The organism is Klebsiella spallanzanii, from assembly GCF_902158555.1.
In the GTDB taxonomy this organism is placed as follows: domain Bacteria; phylum Pseudomonadota; class Gammaproteobacteria; order Enterobacterales; family Enterobacteriaceae; genus Klebsiella; species Klebsiella spallanzanii.
In genome coordinates, this window is the sequence record NZ_CABGGS010000044.1 from 147,486 (window position 1) to 165,925 (window position 18,440).

The following is an 18,440-nucleotide window of genomic DNA, read 5'->3' on the forward strand; positions in this document are numbered from 1 at the left end:
AATATTTAATCCGGTACTGTTCATTATTGTGGCTTCATATCCTTAGAGCCTATCCCATTAGGCTATTTTATTTGCCATTTTGGTCCTGGGCAGTGCTCACAAGCCTCACGTACTGCGTGTACGCTTCGGTTGTTGCGCGCTGTCCGTGCCCAAACTGGCTGCAACAATATACGCCTACTGGGATAGGCTCTTATTATGGAAACAGGCGTAAATCACCGGCAGCACCAGCAGCGTCAGAATAGTCGCAAAACCCAGGCCAAACATAATTACCACCGCCATGCTCTGGAAGAAGACGTCCAGTAACAGAGGCGCGAGGCCGAGCACGGTCGTAAATGCTGTTAGCAGGATAGGGCGCAGACGCGAAGTGGCGGCATAAATAATTGCCTCCTGTTGCCCTTTTTCCTGCTTCTGCTGTTCAATCTCTTCAACCAGCACGATGCCGTTACGGATCAGCATCCCGCTCAGGCTAAGCAAACCGATTAACGCCATAAAGCCAAAAGGAATACCGGTAATCAAAAAGCCTGGCGTTACGCCAATCAACGCCAGCGGCACGGTCAGCCAGATAGCGATCGCGTTTTTCAGCGAGCTGAACATTAGCACGGTGATCACAAACATCACCAGATAGCCCAGCGGCAGGGTGGTGAACAACCCCTGTTGCGCCTCGCTGGAATTCTCCGCATCGCCGCCCCACTCAATGCTGTAACCGTGCGGCAGGGTGAGGGCATCAATCTGCGGCTTCACGCGGGCCAGAATATCACCGGAAGTCTGGTTACTTAATGGATCGGGATCGGTTTGTACCGTCAACACACGGCTGCGGTCGCGCCGCAGGATCAGCGGGTCTTCCCACTCAAGATTAAAGCCGCTGACCACGTTGCTGAGCGGAATGTACTGCTGGCGACTTTGGCTCCAGACCAGCACGTTATTCAGGTGATTAGCGTCCTGGCGTTCAGCGGCAGGAGGCCGGACGATCACCGGCAACAGATCGGCCCCCTCCCGGTACAATCCCGCGCGGCTGCCGGAGAAATTCATCTCCAGCGCGTTGTCGATATCCTGTTTATCTACTCCCAGCTCACGGCCCAGAGCCGCGGAGTACTGCGGGCGAATCACTTTGCTGCGGTTTTGCCAGTCGTTGCGCACGCCGTCGGTAGCCGGGTCAGCGGAGAGAATATCGCCGATCTGGCTGGCGAGCAGGCGCAGGCGATCTGGATCCGGGCCTTTTATCCGCACCTCAATGGCGCTATCGCCGGAAGGACCGAACATCACCCGTTTGGTGCTGGCGTTCACCTGCGGATAGTTGCGCGCAATATAGTTGTCAACATGCTGCGTCAGAGCGTTAATACTGCGCTGGTCGTCCATGCGCACCATGATCTGCGCGTAGTTGCTGTATTGCCGCTGCCCGCTGTAGGTCAGAATAAACCGCATGCTGCCCTGGCCAACGGTCGCCACGGTGGTGACCACGCCGGGCTGGCCGTTAATGGTGGTTTCAATATCGCTGGTCATCTTTTCGGTGGTGGCAATATCGGTACCGTAGGGGAGCCAAAGATCGACAAAGAAAATAGGCGTGTTTGACGAGGGGAAAAAGTTTTGCCGCACCGAGCCAAATCCCCATATCGAAGCTGCCAGCAGGGCCACCATGACGGTCAGGGTGATCGCTTTACGCATCAACAGGGTGCGCAGAATCCGCTGATAAATACGATAAAAACGCCCGCTATACGGGTCGGTATCTGGGGTTTCTACTGGCTGCTGTTGTCCTTTAAACAGCCACCACTTAATCATGACCGGGGTGATGGTTAGCGCGGAGAACCAGCTCAGCATGAGCGAAATCAACAGCACCTGGAACAGCGATTTACAGTATTCCCCGGTGGAGTCCTGCGACAGGCCAATCGGCGCAAAGGCGAGAATCGCAATCACCGTAGCCCCCAGCAGCGGCAGCGCCGAGCGGCGGATAACATAATTGATCGCCGTGAGCAGCGTCGAACCCTGCTGGCGGGCAATGAGTACCCCTTCGACGATGACGATGGCATTATCGACCAGCATACTCAGGGCGATAATGAGCGCCCCTAACGAAATGCGCTGAAGCTCAATGCCCCACAGGTACATGATAAGCAGCGTACCGAGCACGTTGAGCGCCAGCGACAGGGCAATAATGATACCGCTGCGCACGCCCATAAAAATCAGTAGTACGCCAACAACAATCGCCAGCGCCATCAGGAAGTTAGTAATAAAGCCGTTTACCGAGTGGGCGACTTCCGTAGCCTGGTCGTAGAACAGGTCGATTTTAATCCCGGCGGGTTTTTCCGCCGACATCTGTTCCAGTTTGCTTTCCAGCCCGCGGCCAACGTCAATCACGTTAACGCCGGGAATAAAAGACACCCCCATGGTGACCGCCTGGCGGCCGTTGGCGTGATAAATGCTGGAAGGGGATTCGCTAAGCCCGCGCGATAGCGTGGCAATGTCGCGCAGTCGCGTCGCTGAACCTGAGCCGTGTGGGCTGATTAATAAATCGCCCAGCTCGTCGAGATTTTCAAACTCTCCGGTGGGATGCAGGCGGATCGACTCGCTACCGGATTTAATCTCACCGGCGTTCGACACCACGTTCAAACGGCTGAGGATCGCTGCCAGCTGGTTGAGCGTAATGCCGCGGGCGGCCATTTTCGCCAGCGAGATATCAATATTGATTTGCTGGGGGATCGCGCCGCCAATGGCGACTTTGCCCACGCCGGGAACCAGCACCAGTTCGCGCCTGAGCTGCTCGGCGTAGCGAACCAGCTCTGGGTTGGTAAAGCTGTCGCCGGAGATAGCAAAGAAGAAACCGAAGACATCGCCAAAATCGTCGTTTACAAAGGGGGAGGCCACGCCGGGCGGGAACATCCGGGCGGCGTCTCCTACCCGACGGCGCAGCTCATCCCAGATTTGCGGCAGTTCGCTGGAGTGATAATTCGAGGCGATGTTGACGGTGATTTGCGACAGTCCATTGGAGGAAATTGAGCTGACGTTGTCCAGATAGGGCAGTTGCTGCAGCGCGTTCTCCAGCGGCAGGGTGACTTCTTCCTCAACCTGCTGCGCCGAGGCTCCCGGATAGTGGGTTATCACCACGGCGGTTTTGATGGTAAACGCCGGGTCTTCCAGGCGACCGATATTCAGCAGGGCGAAGATGCCCCCGAGGCCCAGCAGCAAAATGGTCAGCCAGACGCGAATCGGGTTGTTAATAAACTGGCGGGAGATATCCATTACAAACCTCGTTCACGCGTCCAGATTCGAACTGGCTGTTGCGCATGCAATTCGCCGACGCCTGCTGCCACGACGCGCTCGCCGACGCTGAGCCCTTCAGTAATGACCACTCCCTGAGAGGTGACCTGGCCGACGCCAACTTTTCTGTCCTCAAGCTGTAGCTGTTCGCCTTCGCCTTTAACCACCCAGACGTGGGGCTCATTGCGCTGGCGATTATCGGGGTTAAACACCGCTTCGACGGGCACCACTACCGCGTTTTTACCCGCGCTGGCGGGCAGGTTAGCCAGATTAACGGTGACGGTTCCACTCACGCCGCCCACGGAGGGGAAATCTGCCGGTCGCGGCATGGTGAGGATGATTTGCCAGGTGAGCGTGCTGCTGTCGCTGCTGCCGGTGTGCTCTTTATACTCGGCGGTAAACTCACGGTTCGGCATGGAGTTGATTTTGACTACCGGACGGTACTGCGCGTTGCGAATATCCAGTGCGGTAAAGAGATTTTCCGGAATGCTAAACACCACATCGAGCAGATCGGTTCGCGTCAGGGTCACTATCGGCTGCCCGGCGGCAACAACCTGGTGATTCCGTACCGGAACGCTGGCGGCAACGCCGCTGAACGGGGCGCTCAGTGTCATTTGCGATAGCTCTTCGCGAGCGATTTTCAGCGCGGCGTTGGCGGAGTCGCGGTTGGCCCGCTGGACATCCATTTCTGCCTTCGAAATCGCCTGGCGGCCGGCCAGAGTTTGAAAGCGATCAAACTGCCGCTGGGCGAGGGTTGCAGCGGTCTGCCGTTCGTTGACGCGTTGCTGCGCTTCCCGGGCGTTGAGCCGGGCGAGCGTTTGCCCCTGAGTGATATTGGCTCCTTGACGCACATCAAGAGACTCTATCTGGCCACCGCGTTTGAACGATAAATCGGTGGAATCCCCGGACTCAATACGGGCGGGAAATATACGCTGCTGTGAATCACCGATGGCAACGACCTCAGCGACTTTGACCATCCGCGGCAGCGGGGTAACTTGCGGTGCTTTCTGATCGCAAGCCGTTGTTATTAAAATAACAACGGGAATGAGAGAAAAATAACGGTTCACTGTATTCCCCTCGGTGCTAAAGGTTTTATTTTACATGTTATTTACAATTTCGGCGTTTATTCAGCGAACGCCGAGACAACGAAATAGGTAAATAGCCCGGAGGCCGTACAGGCGATTATTGCCAGGGCAATAAACAGGCTCAGACGTAACAGGCTGTAGCCGAACATGGCTCCTCCCATGTAATCAACATTGTGCTAAGTAAATTCTTATCTACATAATTATTGAGTGGTTTTTAGAGGACGCAAAGGCCTCTGATAATGAGCATAGTCGTTGAAAAATGGAAATGTTAAAAAGAGTAAAATTTGCGGTGATGTTGACGATTTCGTCAGGTTTTCAGTCGAATTGTCTAAGCTCGACTGACTCTGTGATATTTTTCAATATATTAATTGGCGTCTTAATCATGTTAATCGTGGTGTGCTACGTTTAATTATACCTACTCTTCTATCAGATCTTGTTCTTGAGATTGCTTCCTCAGCGCCATTGTCTGCGCTGTTTTTACCACCTTTTTTTATAGGTAATAAAAGGATTGTCTCTATGTATAAAAATATCCTCGTCCCGGTTGATGTCTTTGAAATCGGGCTTGCGGACAAAGCGTTGTCCCATGCTCAATTCCTTGCGCAAAGCTCCTCCGGACAGATTCATCTGCTACATGTGATTCCCTCTTTTTCCCCGGTACTGACGCGCGGCTTTATTTCCGATGCAAGGAAAATGGAAGACTATCTGATTAATACTACTAAGGAAAAGCTGGCTGAACTCATCAAAAAACTTTCGCTGGCGGAAAGCGATATTCAGATTCACATTCGCAGCGGCAACATTCGCGATGAAGTGACCAAACTGGCTGACGAGTTGAAAGCGGATGTGGTGATCATCGGTTCGCGCAACCCGAATATTCAGACGCATCTGCTGGGCTCGGAGGCGGCGAGTATCGTTCGTTATGCTCATGTTCCGGTTTTTGTGGTGCGTTAAGGGCAGCCTGAGGCTGTCCTTATTTCCGTTACAGGAGTGAGGAGATAACTATGAGTACAGAAAAACCGGGCGGCCCGTTCTATCAGCTCTCCGTAGAAGAAACGCTGACCAGCACCAACAGTACTTCAGACGGTATTAGCAGCGCTGAGGCGACGGCGCGCTTGCAGCAGTACGGTGAGAATGCGCTGCCGCAAAAAGCGGGAAAACCAGCATGGCTACGCTTTCTGGCGCATTTTAATGACGTGCTGATCTACGTCCTGCTGGCAGCGGCTCTGCTGACGGCGGTAATGGGCCACTGGGTTGATACCCTGGTTATTCTTGGCGTGGCGGTGGTCAACGCCCTGATTGGCCATATCCAGGAGAGTAATGCGGAAAAATCGCTCCAGAGCATTCGCAACATGCTCTCCAGCGAAGCGGTGGTGATTCGCCAGGGTAATCACGAAACGATCCCGACAACCGCGCTGGTTCCCGGCGATATCGTGGTGATCCGCGCAGGCGATCGAATCCCTGCCGACCTGCGGGTTATCGAAGCGCATAACCTGCGGGTGGAAGAGGCCATTCTGACCGGTGAATCGACGGTGGTGGAGAAAAGTACCGAAGCGCTTAGCGGCGAACTGCCGTTGGGTGACCGGACGAACCTGCTGTTTTCAGGCACCACGGTAAGCTCAGGCGGCGGCAAAGGCCTGGTGGTGGCGACCGGCGGCGATACCGAGCTGGGCCACATTAACCAGATGATGTCGGATATCGAAAAGCACCGTACGCCGCTGCTGGTGCAGATGGATAAGCTTGGCAAAGCCATCTTTATCATCATCCTGGTGATGATGGCCGCGTTGTTTGTCTTCAGCCTGCTGTTCCGCGATATGCCGGTTTCTGAACTGATGCTGTCGTTGATTAGCCTGGCGGTGGCGTCGGTACCGGAAGGTTTACCGGCGATTATCTCGATAATCCTCTCACTTGGCGTGCAAACCATGGCCCGACAGAAGGCGATTATCCGCAAGCTGCCGACCGTTGAAACGCTAGGGGCGATGACGGTTATCTGCTCGGATAAAACCGGGACGCTGACCATGAATGAGATGACGGTGAAGGCCGTTATCACCGCCGATAAAGTGTATCGGGTGGAAGGGGACAGCTACGAGCCGGTGGGGAATATTCACCCGATCGATGAGCCGGACCCGATAACCGTCGCGCCGGGCACGCTGCTGGAACGCTATCTGCGTACCATCGATCTGTGTAATGACAGCCAGCTTATCAAAGATGAAAGCGGGCTGTGGAAAATTACCGGCGGCCCGACCGAAGGCGCGCTGAAGGTACTGGCGGCGAAAGTCCCGCTCCCGGCGGTGAATACCGAGCTGCGCAGTAAAATTCCGTTTGATTCGCAATACAAGTACATGTCGACGCTGTACCGCATCGGCAATGAAGAGACGATTTTCATTACCGGCGCGCCCGATGTGCTGTTCCGCTTGTGCCAGCATCAGCAAACCGACCATGGGCTGGAGCCGCTCGACCAGCCGTACTGGGAAGCGAAAATCGAAGAGTATGCGCGGGAAGGGCTGCGCATGGTGGCGGCGGCATGGAAACCGGCTGCTGACGGGCAAATGGAACTTACCCATCAGGATTTGCAGCAAGGCGTCATTCTGTTAGGGATTGCCGGGATGATGGATCCGCCGCGACCGGAAGCCATTACTGCTATCGGCGACTGCCTGCAGGCGGGGATCCGCGTGAAGATGATAACCGGCGATCACCCGCAAACCGCGATGAGTATCGGCAAGATGCTGGGGATAGGCAATGCGGATAACGCCATCACCGGGCGAGAGCTGGAGGTGATGGACGATATTCAGCTCAGCGAAGCGGCGCAGAAATTCGATATTTTCGCCCGTACCAGCCCGGAGGATAAATTCCGTCTGGTCCAGGCGCTGCAAAGTAAGAAAGAGGTGGTCGGGATGACCGGCGATGGGGTGAACGACGCACCTGCGCTGAAGCAGGCCGACGTCGGTATCGCGATGGGCATCAAGGGCACCGAAGTGACCAAAGAGGCCGCTGATATGGTGCTGACCGATGATAACTTCGCCACGATTGCCAGCGCCGTCAGGGAAGGGCGTCGGGTTTACGACAACCTGAAGAAAACCATCCTGTTTATTATGCCGACTAACCTGGCGCAGGGGCTGCTAATCATTATCGCGCTGCTGGCGGGGAATTTGATTCCGCTGACGCCGGTGCTGATTCTGTGGATGAACATGGCGACCTCCGCCACGTTGTCGTTTGGCCTGGCGTTCGAAGCCGGTGAGAAGAACATCATGCGCCGTCCGCCGCGCGATCCTAAGCTGCACGTGATGGACGGCTTTGCCATCTGGCGGGTGATTTTTGTCGGTTCGATGATTGCCGTCAGCGCCTTTGTGCTGGAGGCCTGGCTACAGCCGCGTGGCTATTCGCCTGAGTTTATCCGTACGGTGCTGTTGCAGACGCTGGTGACCGCGCAGTGGTTCTATATGCTCAACTGTCGGGTGGCGGATGGTTTCTCACTGAGCAAAGGACTGCTGGCTAACCGCGGGATCTGGATAGTGAGTGGCGTGCTGCTGGTGCTGCAACTGCTGATTATCTACGCGCCGTTTATGCAGATGCTGTTCGGTACCGAAGCGCTGCCGTTCCGCTACTGGGTAATTACTTTTATTATCGGTTTTGTGATGTTCCTGATTGTGGAAGTTGAGAAGCCGCTGACGCGTAAATGGCGCACAGCCTGAGTCATTCCCGGAGGCGGTGCTGCGCACCTGTCCGGGCTACCAGACAGCCGCACAATCGGTAGCCCGGACAGACGCAATGCGTCGCCTCCGGGGAAAACCAAAAAACAAAAGCCGACGCATAACGTGTCGGCTTTTCCGTTTCAGACAAAGAACACGATCTTAATGGATCAATCCTTGAGTTTAACCGGGTTGTTACGATAGGCCGCCAGCTTCGCGCGCATCCAGCTGCTGCTGTTGTTATTGACCGCGCTCACTACGCCAGTGGTTGCCCCTCCGCCAACCTGCACGTGGAAGATGCCGCGTGACGGGAAATCGACGTACTTAGGCTCGGTGAAATCCCATTCGTGGCGCTGGAACAGCTCGCGCGGGGTCTTGCCCATCATGCTGGCGTGAACATCAAGGAATTCGATGTCCAGCAGGTCGGCGTTGATGGCATCCATTGAGCTCCCGATTTCCGCATGGCCCATCAGGTAGCTGCCGCCGGTGCCCCAGAATTTCTCTTCTAACGCCCCAACTTGCTCGGAGACGGTGGCCAGGCGGCTGGCCGGAACCTGCCATGGCAGCACCGGCTGGCGCAGATAACGGCTCAGCGCCGCGCAGAATTCGAAGGTGCGATCCCATTCAAATGGCGAGTAGCAGTAGCCGTTTTTGTAGGCGCGAGCGGTAAAGTCGTCGGCTTCATAGCGGTCTGCGGCCATAAAGTCTGCGCCTTTAGCAACGATAGTAACTCCGTTAGCGTCGGTGTATTTGATATCCTCAAATACGCCGACCAGCAGCGCGTACTCGGCGGTCAGTTTGCCTGCCAGCGTCGGGTCGATGGTCATTTTTTTCTTGGTGCCGTCTACGGCATCAAACACATCGTCATAGGTGAAATCATTATAAACCCACTGTGAACCGCCGACGCTCCACAGGTTCACCTGCCACCCCAGCACCACGTCAGGAGCAATCGCGCGAACCAGCCAGTTGACGCCTTTGATATAGCCTTTCAGGGTATCGGTAATCGCGGCAGGAACGGCGATATTCACGCCGTGATGCGCCAACGCTTCCGCCAGCGGTTTGCGTACCGGAATCACATAGTCCGGAGAGAAACCGTATTTCTGGCACTCGCCCAGATAATCCGGGTTGACGATAAAACCTGCCGGTACCGGATGCTCGTCATCTTTCATGGCCTGCGCCATTTGCAGCGCCTGGATGAAGTTGGCAAAGCTGAACTGATGGCGCTCCGGATCGTCAATGATGTTTTCCACGTCACCCAGCGACAGGTTGCAGGTGTAAGAAACCATCATCGGCAGTACGCTGTCGCCGGTTTTAGCGGCAACGTCGCGTGCCATCTGAATGATTTTGGTCGTCGGCTCTTTCGCCGGATCAAGATAGGCGGAAGCATCGCCCATCCCGTCATCACCGGAGTACTTGAACAGAGATGAGACGCGCGCTTCGGCCAGGTCGTCGACGTTGCTCGGCGACATATTGGCGCAGCCGCCAAAGCTCAGGAATTCAGGGAAGCCTTTCACGCACAGGTTAGCCCCTTCAGTGATGGTCACCACTAAGGTCAGCGCGGCATTTTTCTCCACGTTCAGCGTCTGCGGAGCCACATCAATGTAATACACGACGCCGTTATGGATAACGGTCGTGGACTCAACCTGATAAATGCCCGGAATCAGCTTAACCGAGGACGCGAAGCTGCCTGTTTTCATCGCAAGATCGGCGAGCAGATATTGACGAGGGATATCGCTGCCATCAACAAGGCGCATAGAGAAGGTGGAGGCGACCGTTTTTTCGGCGTCGATGTTGATAGTCAGGTTCGCAGAGGCGGACGCAGACTCATCGCTCTGATTCGCGTTGGCGAAGGCGATTTCGTGAAGCTGATTATCGAGCGCGCCGTTAGCGGCAACAAAGGTGTAGTGGATATTGTTCAGCTTGATGTCATCGATACAAACTGAATAAGTCCCGGCGATCGGTAAACGCTCCAGACGTTGTTTTTGACCTGCACGCATAGTGTAGCGCTGTTTGGCAACGCCGTTTTCCAGATAAACTACGTTCAGATCTTGATGGTACAGCGCGTGGGTAGCCGGTAAATTTACCGCCACGTCCAGCGTGGTGCTGCGTTCAGCCTGGGCAAAGGAGATATCAAGCGAGGTGCGCTGGCCTTTGGTGATGGTCAGCTCAGCTGCGCTCAGTTGCACCGCGGCGCGGATAGTGCCCTCAGCGGTGCGCAGTTCTGCCGCGCTTACTGCGTACACGCCTGCGTCGATGTCGAAATTAGTGATGCCCGCTTTCGGATGGAGCGTTTCGCTTTTTTCACCGCGAACCAAAACCAGTTCCAGAACGGTGTTTTCCAGCCCGATCGGGAAGGCGGCGCAGGTAATCGCCAGTTCACCGGCCACGTCCGCTTCTTCATCGGCGGCAGCGGTAAAGGTACTGCGGAAGGTTTCCCATTTTGGCACGGTATCGGAGGACGCGTTGACGCCCATATGAATATTGGAAATAGCGTTGCCTAAGGCAGAGCCATCAGCGGCAGTAATCGTCAGTTTAATATCAAAGACGCCGCTGGAAACTTCGCTCGACTCAATATTGGTTTTTAATTCGCACCATGGGTTAGTCGATACGTTGACATCCCCGGCGGTAATTTTTCCGGGGGCGCTAAAAGTCAGCACCATTTTTTCTTGGATATCAACGCTGGCGCCGGTGGTGGATTTGAATCCGCTGATATCAGCAGTCGGGTACCAGGTGTCGTTACTAATATTAAGTGTAAAATCTAATTGCATTTTTTATCTCCATGAAAATAGACATGATCGAAAGACCATATGTTCGGTGCCTTCCCGGCTGAATTTGTCTGATGTTTATTTAATTCAGTGCTCAAGCGCTTTTAGTTATAAAGGAGTGAAAATAAAAACGCATGCATGCTGCCGATAAAATGAGGTGGGATGATTTAATATAATAATTAATAAGCTGCCGATATTCATTGGCTGAGGGATATGATGATGCGAGTGAGTAATAGGTGATGTTTGCTAAGGCGGCCTCTTGAAGAAAGATAAGAGGCCGGCGCAGAATTTAAGTCCGGCGATTTAAAAACGTATTTAATTCTTTGACGATGCATTCTGGTTCGTCGGTAAGCGGCATATTGTCAATATCCAGAGCGGCATCTATTTTTTGCGGATTATCGGGCTGCAATGCCGCAAACAATGGCGTGAAATCGGCCTGTTCCGGGCCGCGCTCTGCCACCAGCTCAAAGGTCTTATTGATTGCCGCGTCGTTGGTCAGGGCTGAAACCAGAACTTTAGCAATTTGTTTTCGCGAAATGACGCCATCATCCGGGGTTCCCGCATGGCGGCGATCGCCCTGTAGCAGCAATAATTTATGCTCATCCTCATTGTTGTAATCGAACCAGCCTGGCCTGACGATGGTATAGGGATGACCGCTGGCCCGCAGTAGCCGCTCGGCCCGACGCTTCCAGTCATGCACTTCCGTGCGCTGGTTAAATGAACTGAGCCGCTCCGTGACGCCGATAGTGGTCATCAGCGCAATTCGCACCTGAGTTGATTTAAGCAGCTTCAGAATATTGCGCACGCCCCCGTAGTCGATTGCCCTGGCGCCAATACGACCCTGCCCATCGGAGCCGAGAGTGAAAATAACAGCATCAACCCCTTTCACCGCTTCGCTTAGGGTCTCCGGCATGGAAACATCGCCGTAGACAACCTGGGTATCACGGGGCAGCAGCTTCACTTTGCGCCGATTTCGGACCAGCGCGATGGGCTGGTGGCCCATGTCAATCGCGGTTTCGACGACATGAAGACCGATACTCCCCGTCGCGCCAGCAATAAGTATTTTCATTAGTGATATCCTGGATTTAATTCAGAAATAAATAGGTTAAAAACAGGATATCAATTGCCATTATGCAGAGTAACGAGGCTAAAATGATTGCGTCTATGAATCGCCTTCATGAGTTATCCGTGCGGGCAATCACGTTAACCAGGGAGCTCGCCGATGCTTAAAGAAAACTTCAATGAACTACAGATCTTTCTGGTGGTCGCGAGGGAGCGAAGCTTTACCAAAGCGGCGGGTAAGCTTGGGGTCTCGCAATCGGCGCTAAGTCACGCAATAAAGGGCCTGGAGGAGCGTTTAAATCTTCGCCTGCTGACCCGAACCACCCGCAGCGTTGCGCCGACCGAAGCGGGAGAGCGGATTATCGCCTGTCTGGAACCGCGTATCGCCGACCTTGAACAGGAGCTGGAAGCCCTTATTCAGCTCAACCGCACGCCATCCGGCAATATTCGACTCTCTACCGGGGAACACTCCGCCCGCAGCCTTGTATGGCCGAAGCTCAAACCTTTTCTCAAGGAGTATCCGGAAATTAACGTTGAGCTGGTGGTGGATAATGGCTTTGTGAATATTGTGGAAGGGCGCTTTGATGCCGGTATTCGCCTGGGGGAAAGCGTCGATAAAGATATGATTGCCGTGAGAATTGGCCCGGATATGCGCATGGCGGTGGTCGGTTCTCCGGTTTATTTTGCCGAAAATGGAATTCCCCTGACGCCGCATGAGTTGCAGAACCATCGCTGTATTAATATGCGTCTGCCGACCGCCGGTGGCCTGTACCACTGGGAGTTTGAGCGGGACGGTAAGCCGCTGCGCGTGAGAGTAGAAGGGCAGTTAACGTTTAATCAACTGTCAGAACGAATCGACGCGGCGCTGTCCGGGTTTGGTATGGCCTGCGTGCCGGAAGATATGATTGAAGAATTAGTGAAGTCAGGAGAGCTTGTTCAGGTGCTTGAGGAGTGGTGCCCCTCTTTTCCGGGCTATTACCTTTACTATCCCAGCCGTAAACAGCACCCTCCGGCTTTTGCCCTGTTGATTGATGCGCTGCGTTATTCGGAGTAAACGCAGCGCAGGTCGGATTAACGCCCGACGCGGGCCATTAACGCAGCCGGATAACGCTCGCCGACGATTTTCACCGTCTCCAGCGCCTGGGTAATTTTACGCAGATCGTCCTGAGAAAGAACGATATTTGCGGCTCCCAGGTTTTCCTCCAGCCGATGCAGTTTAGTGGTGCCGGGGATCGGCACAATCCACGGTTTTTGCGCCAGCAGCCAGGCCAGGGCAATTTGCGCTGGCGTCACGCCTTTTTCAGCGGCCAGCTCGCCGAGCAGGGTAACCAGCTTTTCATTGGCTTCGATGGCTTCGGCGGCAAAACGTGGCACTTTGCTGCGGAAATCATCCTGGCCAAAGGTCGTTGCCGACGTAATCGCGCCGGTTAAAAAGCCTTTGCCCAACGGGCTGAACGGCACGAAGCCAATCCCCAGCTCTTCAAGAACCGGCAGGATCTCCTGTTCCGGCTCGCGCCACCACATGGAGTATTCGCTTTGCAGAGCGGTGACCGGCTGTACCGCGTGGGCCCGGCGAATGGTCTGCGCACCGGCTTCAGAAAGACCGAAGTGTTTAACCTTGCCTTCAGCAATCAGATCTTTTACTACCCCGGCAACCTCTTCAATCGGCACGTCAGGGTCAACGCGGTGCTGATACAGCAAGTCGATAACATCGGTTTTGAGACGGCGTAGCGATCCTTCCACCGCAACGCGGATATGCTCCGGGCGGCTGTTTAAAATCTGCTGCTTGTTATCATCACCGAAGGTAAAGCCAAATTTAGTGGCGATAACGACCCGGTCGCGGAACGGTTTTAACGCTTCGCCGACCACCTCTTCATTCAGATATGGCCCATAGACTTCGGCGGTGTCGAAGAAGGTTACGCCGCGCTCAACGGCGGCGCGAATAAGTTCGATAGCCTGACGGGTATCGGTTGCCGGGCCATAGCCGTAGCTCAGGCCCATACAGCCCAGACCGAGCGCTGAAACTTCAAGTCCGGATTGTCCAAGAAAACGTTTTTGCATTGCGTCACATCTCCGTGAGTGTGTGATTAAACATCCAGCTTACGACCGGCGAGCCACTCCACGCGGGCGGGGTCGCGATGCGAGAAGAAGGCGCTGGTGGCGGTGTCAATGGCGGTAATACGGAGCATTTCGTCAGCGCTCAGTTCGAAGTCCAGCACGTTGATATTTTCAACCATGCGTTCTTTACGTACGGTTTTCGCCAGCGAGACGATGCCGCGCTGGAAGATCCAGCGCAGGATGACCTGGCCGACGCTTTTGCTATATTTTTCGCCAATGGCGGTTAAAACCGGATGCTGGAACAAACCGTTTTTCCCTTCGGCGAAAGGCGCCCATGCTTCAGGCTGAATACCGCGAGTCAGCATCCAGGGCACCGCCTGCAGCTGCTGATTGAATGGATTAACCTCAACCTGATTAACGGCTGGAACCACTTTGTTGAAAGCAATCAGATCGGCAAGCCGGTCCGGGTGGAAGTTGCTCACGCCAATCGCGCGAATTTTCCCGGCCTGCTGGAGCTCCTCCATGGCGCGCCATGCGCCGTGCACGTCGCCATAAGGCTGATGAATCAAATAGAGATCGACGTAGTCCAGCTGTAAACGATTTATCGAACGCTCAAACTGCGCTTTGGCACCTTCATAGCTGGCGTCCTGCATCCACAGTTTGGTGGTAACGAAAAGTTCATCGCGCGCAATGCCGCTCTGTTTGAGCGCGTTACCAACCTGAGTCTCGTTAAGGTAGGAGGCGGCGGTATCGATCAGGCGATACCCCGTTTCAATCGCCTCGACAACGGCGCGCTCGCACTCTGCGGCATCCGTCATCTGAAAGACACCAAAGCCCAGCAGGGGCATTTCAATACCGTTGTTCAGTTTTACTGATTGCATGACGTTATCCTTCAGCTGTTGTGTAGATAAAGCATAACGCAAGGAGATTTATTCGATTAGAGGGGCTAATTTTCTAGGGTTAATTAGCAGGGTTCATCAATTGGCGAACCCTGTCGTGGTGAAAATGAAGGCGACCTGGCCTCGTCTATATCGTTATGCAGTTGCTGGTACCCGCATTTTCCTGATTATCCCAGCCGCCAGCATCTTCCGGCGTCCTTCGCGTGGGGGCGACACTCTGCGTTGGCAGCGAAGAGGCAGATGTTAGCTGGACAGCGCCTGCTGTAGCGCATATTCAGCGCGCGCTGCCGCCTCGCTGTCACCGCGCTCCCGCAGAGCCTGCGCTAGCTGGCGCAGCTGTCCGGCGGTGAGTCCGACCCGCAGGCTGGCACGCGTGTGCGACAGCAACTGCGATTCCACTCCCGGCGTGGCGGCGAGCGCGCCTACCGTTGCCAGCTCGCGGCTTTGCCAGTCGAGGTTATCGCGGGCAAAAATATCGCCAAATAGATGCGTTTGCAGAAACTGATTAATCACCGGGGCAAACTCAAAAAGCGGGCCCTGAACCGGGGAACCGGAGATTTTTGTCTGGTTAGCGGTACCTACCGCACGCAGTTCCTCGCCGACGGGTATCGGGCTACGCGGTTCTTTTCCTTCAACATCGGTAATACCGCGCTGTTTACGCGCCTCAACCACTTTCATTAGCTCATTCAGGCTATTGAGGCTACGGGGAAAACCGGTGTAGGCATAAAGCTGCACCAGAATTTCTTTGATTTCACTGATCGTCAGCCCGGCGTCCAGTCCCTGATTCAGCGCTACGTTCAGCTTGTCCATCTGGCTGCTTGCCATCGCTGAGGCAATGAGCGGAATCGCTTGCTGGCTGGCCGATAGCGTAGTGGAAGCGGCTTGTTGGTTGCTCATATCAGTGACGCCTTGCGTTGTCGGTGCAGCATGGGCCGAAAGATGACAACCTAAAATCAGCAACACCGCAGCCGTCAGTGTTTTAGTGCGCGTGGTATTGTTCATCCGTCACTTTCTCCATCCATTCAACGTTTTTACCCGCCACCGTACCGGTGACGGTCAGATGCGTCATCGCGCTACCAGGGGCCGCGCCGTGCCAGTGCTTAACTCCTGGCGGGCACACCACGACATCGCCAGTACGGATAGTTTGCACCGGCTGTCCTTCCGCCTGAGTCAGACCGACGCCGGAGGTGACGATCAGCCGCTGACCGGCAGGATGGGTGTGCCAGTCTGAGCGCGCGCCGGGCTCAAAGGTAACGTATGCGCCGGATGCGCTGATGTCGCTATCGGCGCTGAATAGCGGATCGACCCGTACTCGCCCGGTAAAGTTTTCCGCTGGACCCGCCATCGCGGCCTGGCTTCCGGCAGGCGTAATCTGCACCGAGGCATTTTGTCCCTCGGCCAATGAAGAGAAGGCAATAAACGGTAGTAGCAGTGCGAGATAACCTGATTTTCCACTCATACAAGGCGTCCTTTTTCATCAATGAAGGGGATTGCGTGCCCTGATTCTAGCGAGCGGTCAATGTCGTCAGGCTGACGGTTTGCTGACAATGCTGTCAGCTGGCGGCGATAAAGCGAAAGTAAGGCCAAAAGTATTGCAGCCGCCTTCGCTGCGCGCGAAAACCTCCCCCCTGTGCATGATGGCCACGGCATGGACGATAGAGAGCCCCAGACCATGATGGGTATCGCTTTTGGCGCGAGAAGAGTCAACGCGATAAAAACGTTCAAACAGGCGATGTAAATGAGCGGAGGCAATCGGCTCCCCCGAATTCGAAACGGCGACCTCGGCCTGGTTTTGACGTTCGCTCAGGCGAACGACAATGGAGCTATGAGGCGGAGCATGCCTTGCGCTGTTTTCCAGTAGATTTGCCAGTGAGCGGTGGAACAGGCGTCGGTCAATATGGGCGACGACATCGCCCTCGATTTCCAACAGGAGCTGCTTTTCTGCGAATGACGGTTCAACGTATTCCGCTGTTTTCAGCGTTTCTTCACGCAGCGAGACGCAGGTTAACTGTGCGGCATGGACACCTGCGTGAGCATGTGACAGGAATAGCATATCGTTGACGATCGACGTCATTCGCTCGAGCTCTTCGAGGTTTGAACCCAATAGCTCTTCAAGTTCATCATGCGAACGTCGGCGCGACAGCCCAAGCTGCGTTTGGCCTATCAGATTGGTCAGCGGGGTGCGTAGCTCATGGGCGACATCGGCGTTAAAGCTCTCCAGCTGCCGCCAGGCGATCTCCTGACGTTCCAGCACGCCGTTAAATGATAAAGCCAACTGCTGCAACTCTTCCGGTAACGCGGCAGTATCGAGTCGCTGACCGTGGTCGCCCGGCGCCAGATGCCGCGCTTGATGGCTTAGCTTGTGAACCGGACGAAGGCCAATTCTGGCGACCAGATATCCCAGCAATGCGACAATGACTACGCCCAGTGCGGTAATGATCAGTAGCGTACGGGTGAAGGCTTCCAGCGTGCCCATATACGGTGTGGAATCGATAGCGACGATGTAGCGCAGAGCGGGTCGTTCGCCGTTGGCTGGGATAGTTTTGACCAGTAGATAAAGCGAACATGTACCTTGTGAAGCGCCTGGCATTTTATTGAAACCTTCCGTCAGCGAAGACCACTGAACGCCAAAGGGGGGCGCTCCGCCGACGTTAAAATGAGGGTTATCGCTGACTATCCAGTAGCGAACCCGTTCACCTTCCGAGTTGGCCAGAACGGCAAATTTACTGGCAAGCGTAGACCAGCCGTCGATTGATGTGCGTGACACTATCCACGGGCTCATCAATGATTCGCGAAAAAGCAGTTCGTTGTGCATCTGCTTTTGCAGTGAATCATGTAGCGAGCTTCGCAGTAGAATGCCGATGGCTGAAACGATCAGCAGCGCGGATAACGCGAACATCAACGCCAGATGGACAGATATTGCGCGTTTAAACATGTTCTTCCTTTGCTTCTTCTGACCGGGCTTCGAGAACATAGCCCATGCCGCGCACGGTGTGCAGCAGCTTTATTCCGAATGGCGCATCGACTTTGGCGCGCAGGCGTTTGACGGCGACTTGCACGACGTTGGCATCGCTGTCGAAATTCATATCCCATACCTGTTCAGCGATCATCATCTTGGACAAGATCTCTCCCTGATGACGCGCCAGCAGGCTGAGCAAGGAGAACTCTTTGGCAGTGAGTTCCAGCCGTGAACCGTTGCGAAACACCCGGCGGGCGAGCAGATCCAGATGCAGATCGTGTATTTGTAACTGGGTAATATCTGCACCATCGACTGAGCGGCGGCGCACCAGCGCCTGAATACGCGCCACCAGCTCAATCAGGGAGAAAGGTTTGGGGAGATAATCATCGGCCCCGAGGCGCAGGCCTTTGACTCGTTCATCAACGGAGCCGCGAGCGGACAGCATGAGCACCGGGGTTTGTTTACTTGCGCGGAGATTTTCCAGCACCCGATAGCCGTCCATGCCCGGCAGCATGACATCAAGGATTATCGCGTCGTAGTCGAATTCCAGTGCGTAGTGCAGGCCTTCCGCGCCATCGGCGGAAACGTCGACCGTAAAGCCTGATTCGCCCAGCGCACGCGTCAGGTAGCTTGAGGTTTTTTCTTCGTCTTCCACTAATAGCAGGCGCATAGCAATACCG

13 protein-coding genes are annotated in these 18,440 nt (G+C 54.9%); 3 read left to right on the top strand and 10 right to left on the bottom strand.

Going from position 1 to position 18,440, the window contains the following annotated elements:
- Positions 1–174: 174 nt before the first annotated feature.
- Positions 175–3,231 (bottom strand): efflux RND transporter permease subunit, encoded by a 3,057-nt coding sequence (locus tag FN082_RS23420; RefSeq protein ID WP_142982476.1) that lies wholly within the window; start codon positions 3,229–3,231, stop codon positions 175–177.
- Complete coding sequence (locus FN082_RS23425) at positions 3,231–4,316, bottom strand: efflux RND transporter periplasmic adaptor subunit (RefSeq protein WP_142462722.1); 1,086 nt, start codon at positions 4,314–4,316, stop codon at positions 3,231–3,233. Before FN082_RS23425 ends, FN082_RS23420 begins: the two co-directional genes overlap by 1 nt.
- Before the next feature lie 534 nt (positions 4,317–4,850).
- Here FN082_RS23425 and FN082_RS23430 point away from each other — a divergent pair.
- Both FN082_RS23430 and FN082_RS23435 read left to right on the top strand, forming a co-directional pair.
- Positions 4,851–5,282 carry a universal stress protein gene (locus tag FN082_RS23430; RefSeq protein WP_139536396.1) on the top strand — a complete coding sequence of 144 codons (432 nt, stop codon included), beginning with the start codon at positions 4,851–4,853 and terminating at the stop codon, positions 5,280–5,282.
- A 50-nt stretch (positions 5,283–5,332) separates the two neighbouring features.
- Complete coding sequence (locus tag FN082_RS23435; protein WP_142982477.1) at positions 5,333–8,020, top strand: cation-transporting P-type ATPase; 2,688 nt, start codon at positions 5,333–5,335, stop codon at positions 8,018–8,020.
- Between the two features lie 167 nt (positions 8,021–8,187).
- On the opposite strand, the gene FN082_RS23440 is transcribed toward FN082_RS23435, so the two are convergent.
- Together FN082_RS23440 and FN082_RS23445 are read right to left on the bottom strand one after the other, a co-directional pair.
- Positions 8,188–10,785, bottom strand: a complete 2,598-nt coding sequence (locus FN082_RS23440; RefSeq protein WP_142982478.1) for a hypothetical protein — start codon at positions 10,783–10,785, stop codon at positions 8,188–8,190.
- Positions 10,786–11,071: 286 nt separating this feature from the next.
- Positions 11,072–11,851 (bottom strand): SDR family oxidoreductase, encoded by a 780-nt coding sequence (locus tag FN082_RS23445; RefSeq protein WP_139536393.1) that lies wholly within the window; start codon positions 11,849–11,851, stop codon positions 11,072–11,074.
- A gap of 153 nt (positions 11,852–12,004) precedes the next feature.
- On the opposite strand from FN082_RS23445, the gene FN082_RS23450 reads away from it, so the two are divergent.
- Positions 12,005–12,898 (top strand): LysR family transcriptional regulator, encoded by an 894-nt coding sequence (locus FN082_RS23450; protein WP_139536392.1) that lies wholly within the window; start codon positions 12,005–12,007, stop codon positions 12,896–12,898.
- A gap of 17 nt (positions 12,899–12,915) precedes the next feature.
- Here the strand turns inward: FN082_RS23450 and FN082_RS23455 are convergent, their stop codons facing one another.
- From FN082_RS23455 to FN082_RS23480, 6 genes are all read right to left on the bottom strand, one after another.
- Entirely contained in the window at positions 12,916–13,905 is a 990-nt protein-coding gene (locus tag FN082_RS23455) for an aldo/keto reductase (protein ID WP_139536391.1), read from the bottom strand.
- A 26-nt stretch (positions 13,906–13,931) separates the two neighbouring features.
- Complete coding sequence (locus FN082_RS23460; protein WP_142982479.1) at positions 13,932–14,783, bottom strand: aldo/keto reductase; 852 nt, start codon at positions 14,781–14,783, stop codon at positions 13,932–13,934.
- 261 nt (positions 14,784–15,044) lie between these two features.
- Entirely contained in the window at positions 15,045–15,803 is a 759-nt protein-coding gene (locus FN082_RS23465; protein WP_142982480.1) for a carboxymuconolactone decarboxylase family protein, read from the bottom strand.
- The gene (locus tag FN082_RS23470) at positions 15,781–16,260 is read right to left on the bottom strand and encodes a (R)-mandelonitrile lyase (RefSeq protein ID WP_142462715.1); all 480 of its coding nucleotides are present in this window, start codon (positions 16,258–16,260) and stop codon (positions 15,781–15,783) included. The genes FN082_RS23465 and FN082_RS23470 overlap by 23 nt, the downstream gene beginning before the upstream one ends.
- A 66-nt stretch (positions 16,261–16,326) precedes the next feature.
- Entirely contained in the window at positions 16,327–17,736 is a 1,410-nt protein-coding gene (locus tag FN082_RS23475) for a heavy metal sensor histidine kinase (protein WP_139536387.1), read from the bottom strand.
- Complete coding sequence (locus tag FN082_RS23480) at positions 17,729–18,430, bottom strand: heavy metal response regulator transcription factor (protein ID WP_142982481.1); 702 nt, start codon at positions 18,428–18,430, stop codon at positions 17,729–17,731. The genes FN082_RS23475 and FN082_RS23480 overlap by 8 nt, the downstream gene beginning before the upstream one ends.
- Between the last annotated feature and the right edge of the window lie 10 nt (positions 18,431–18,440).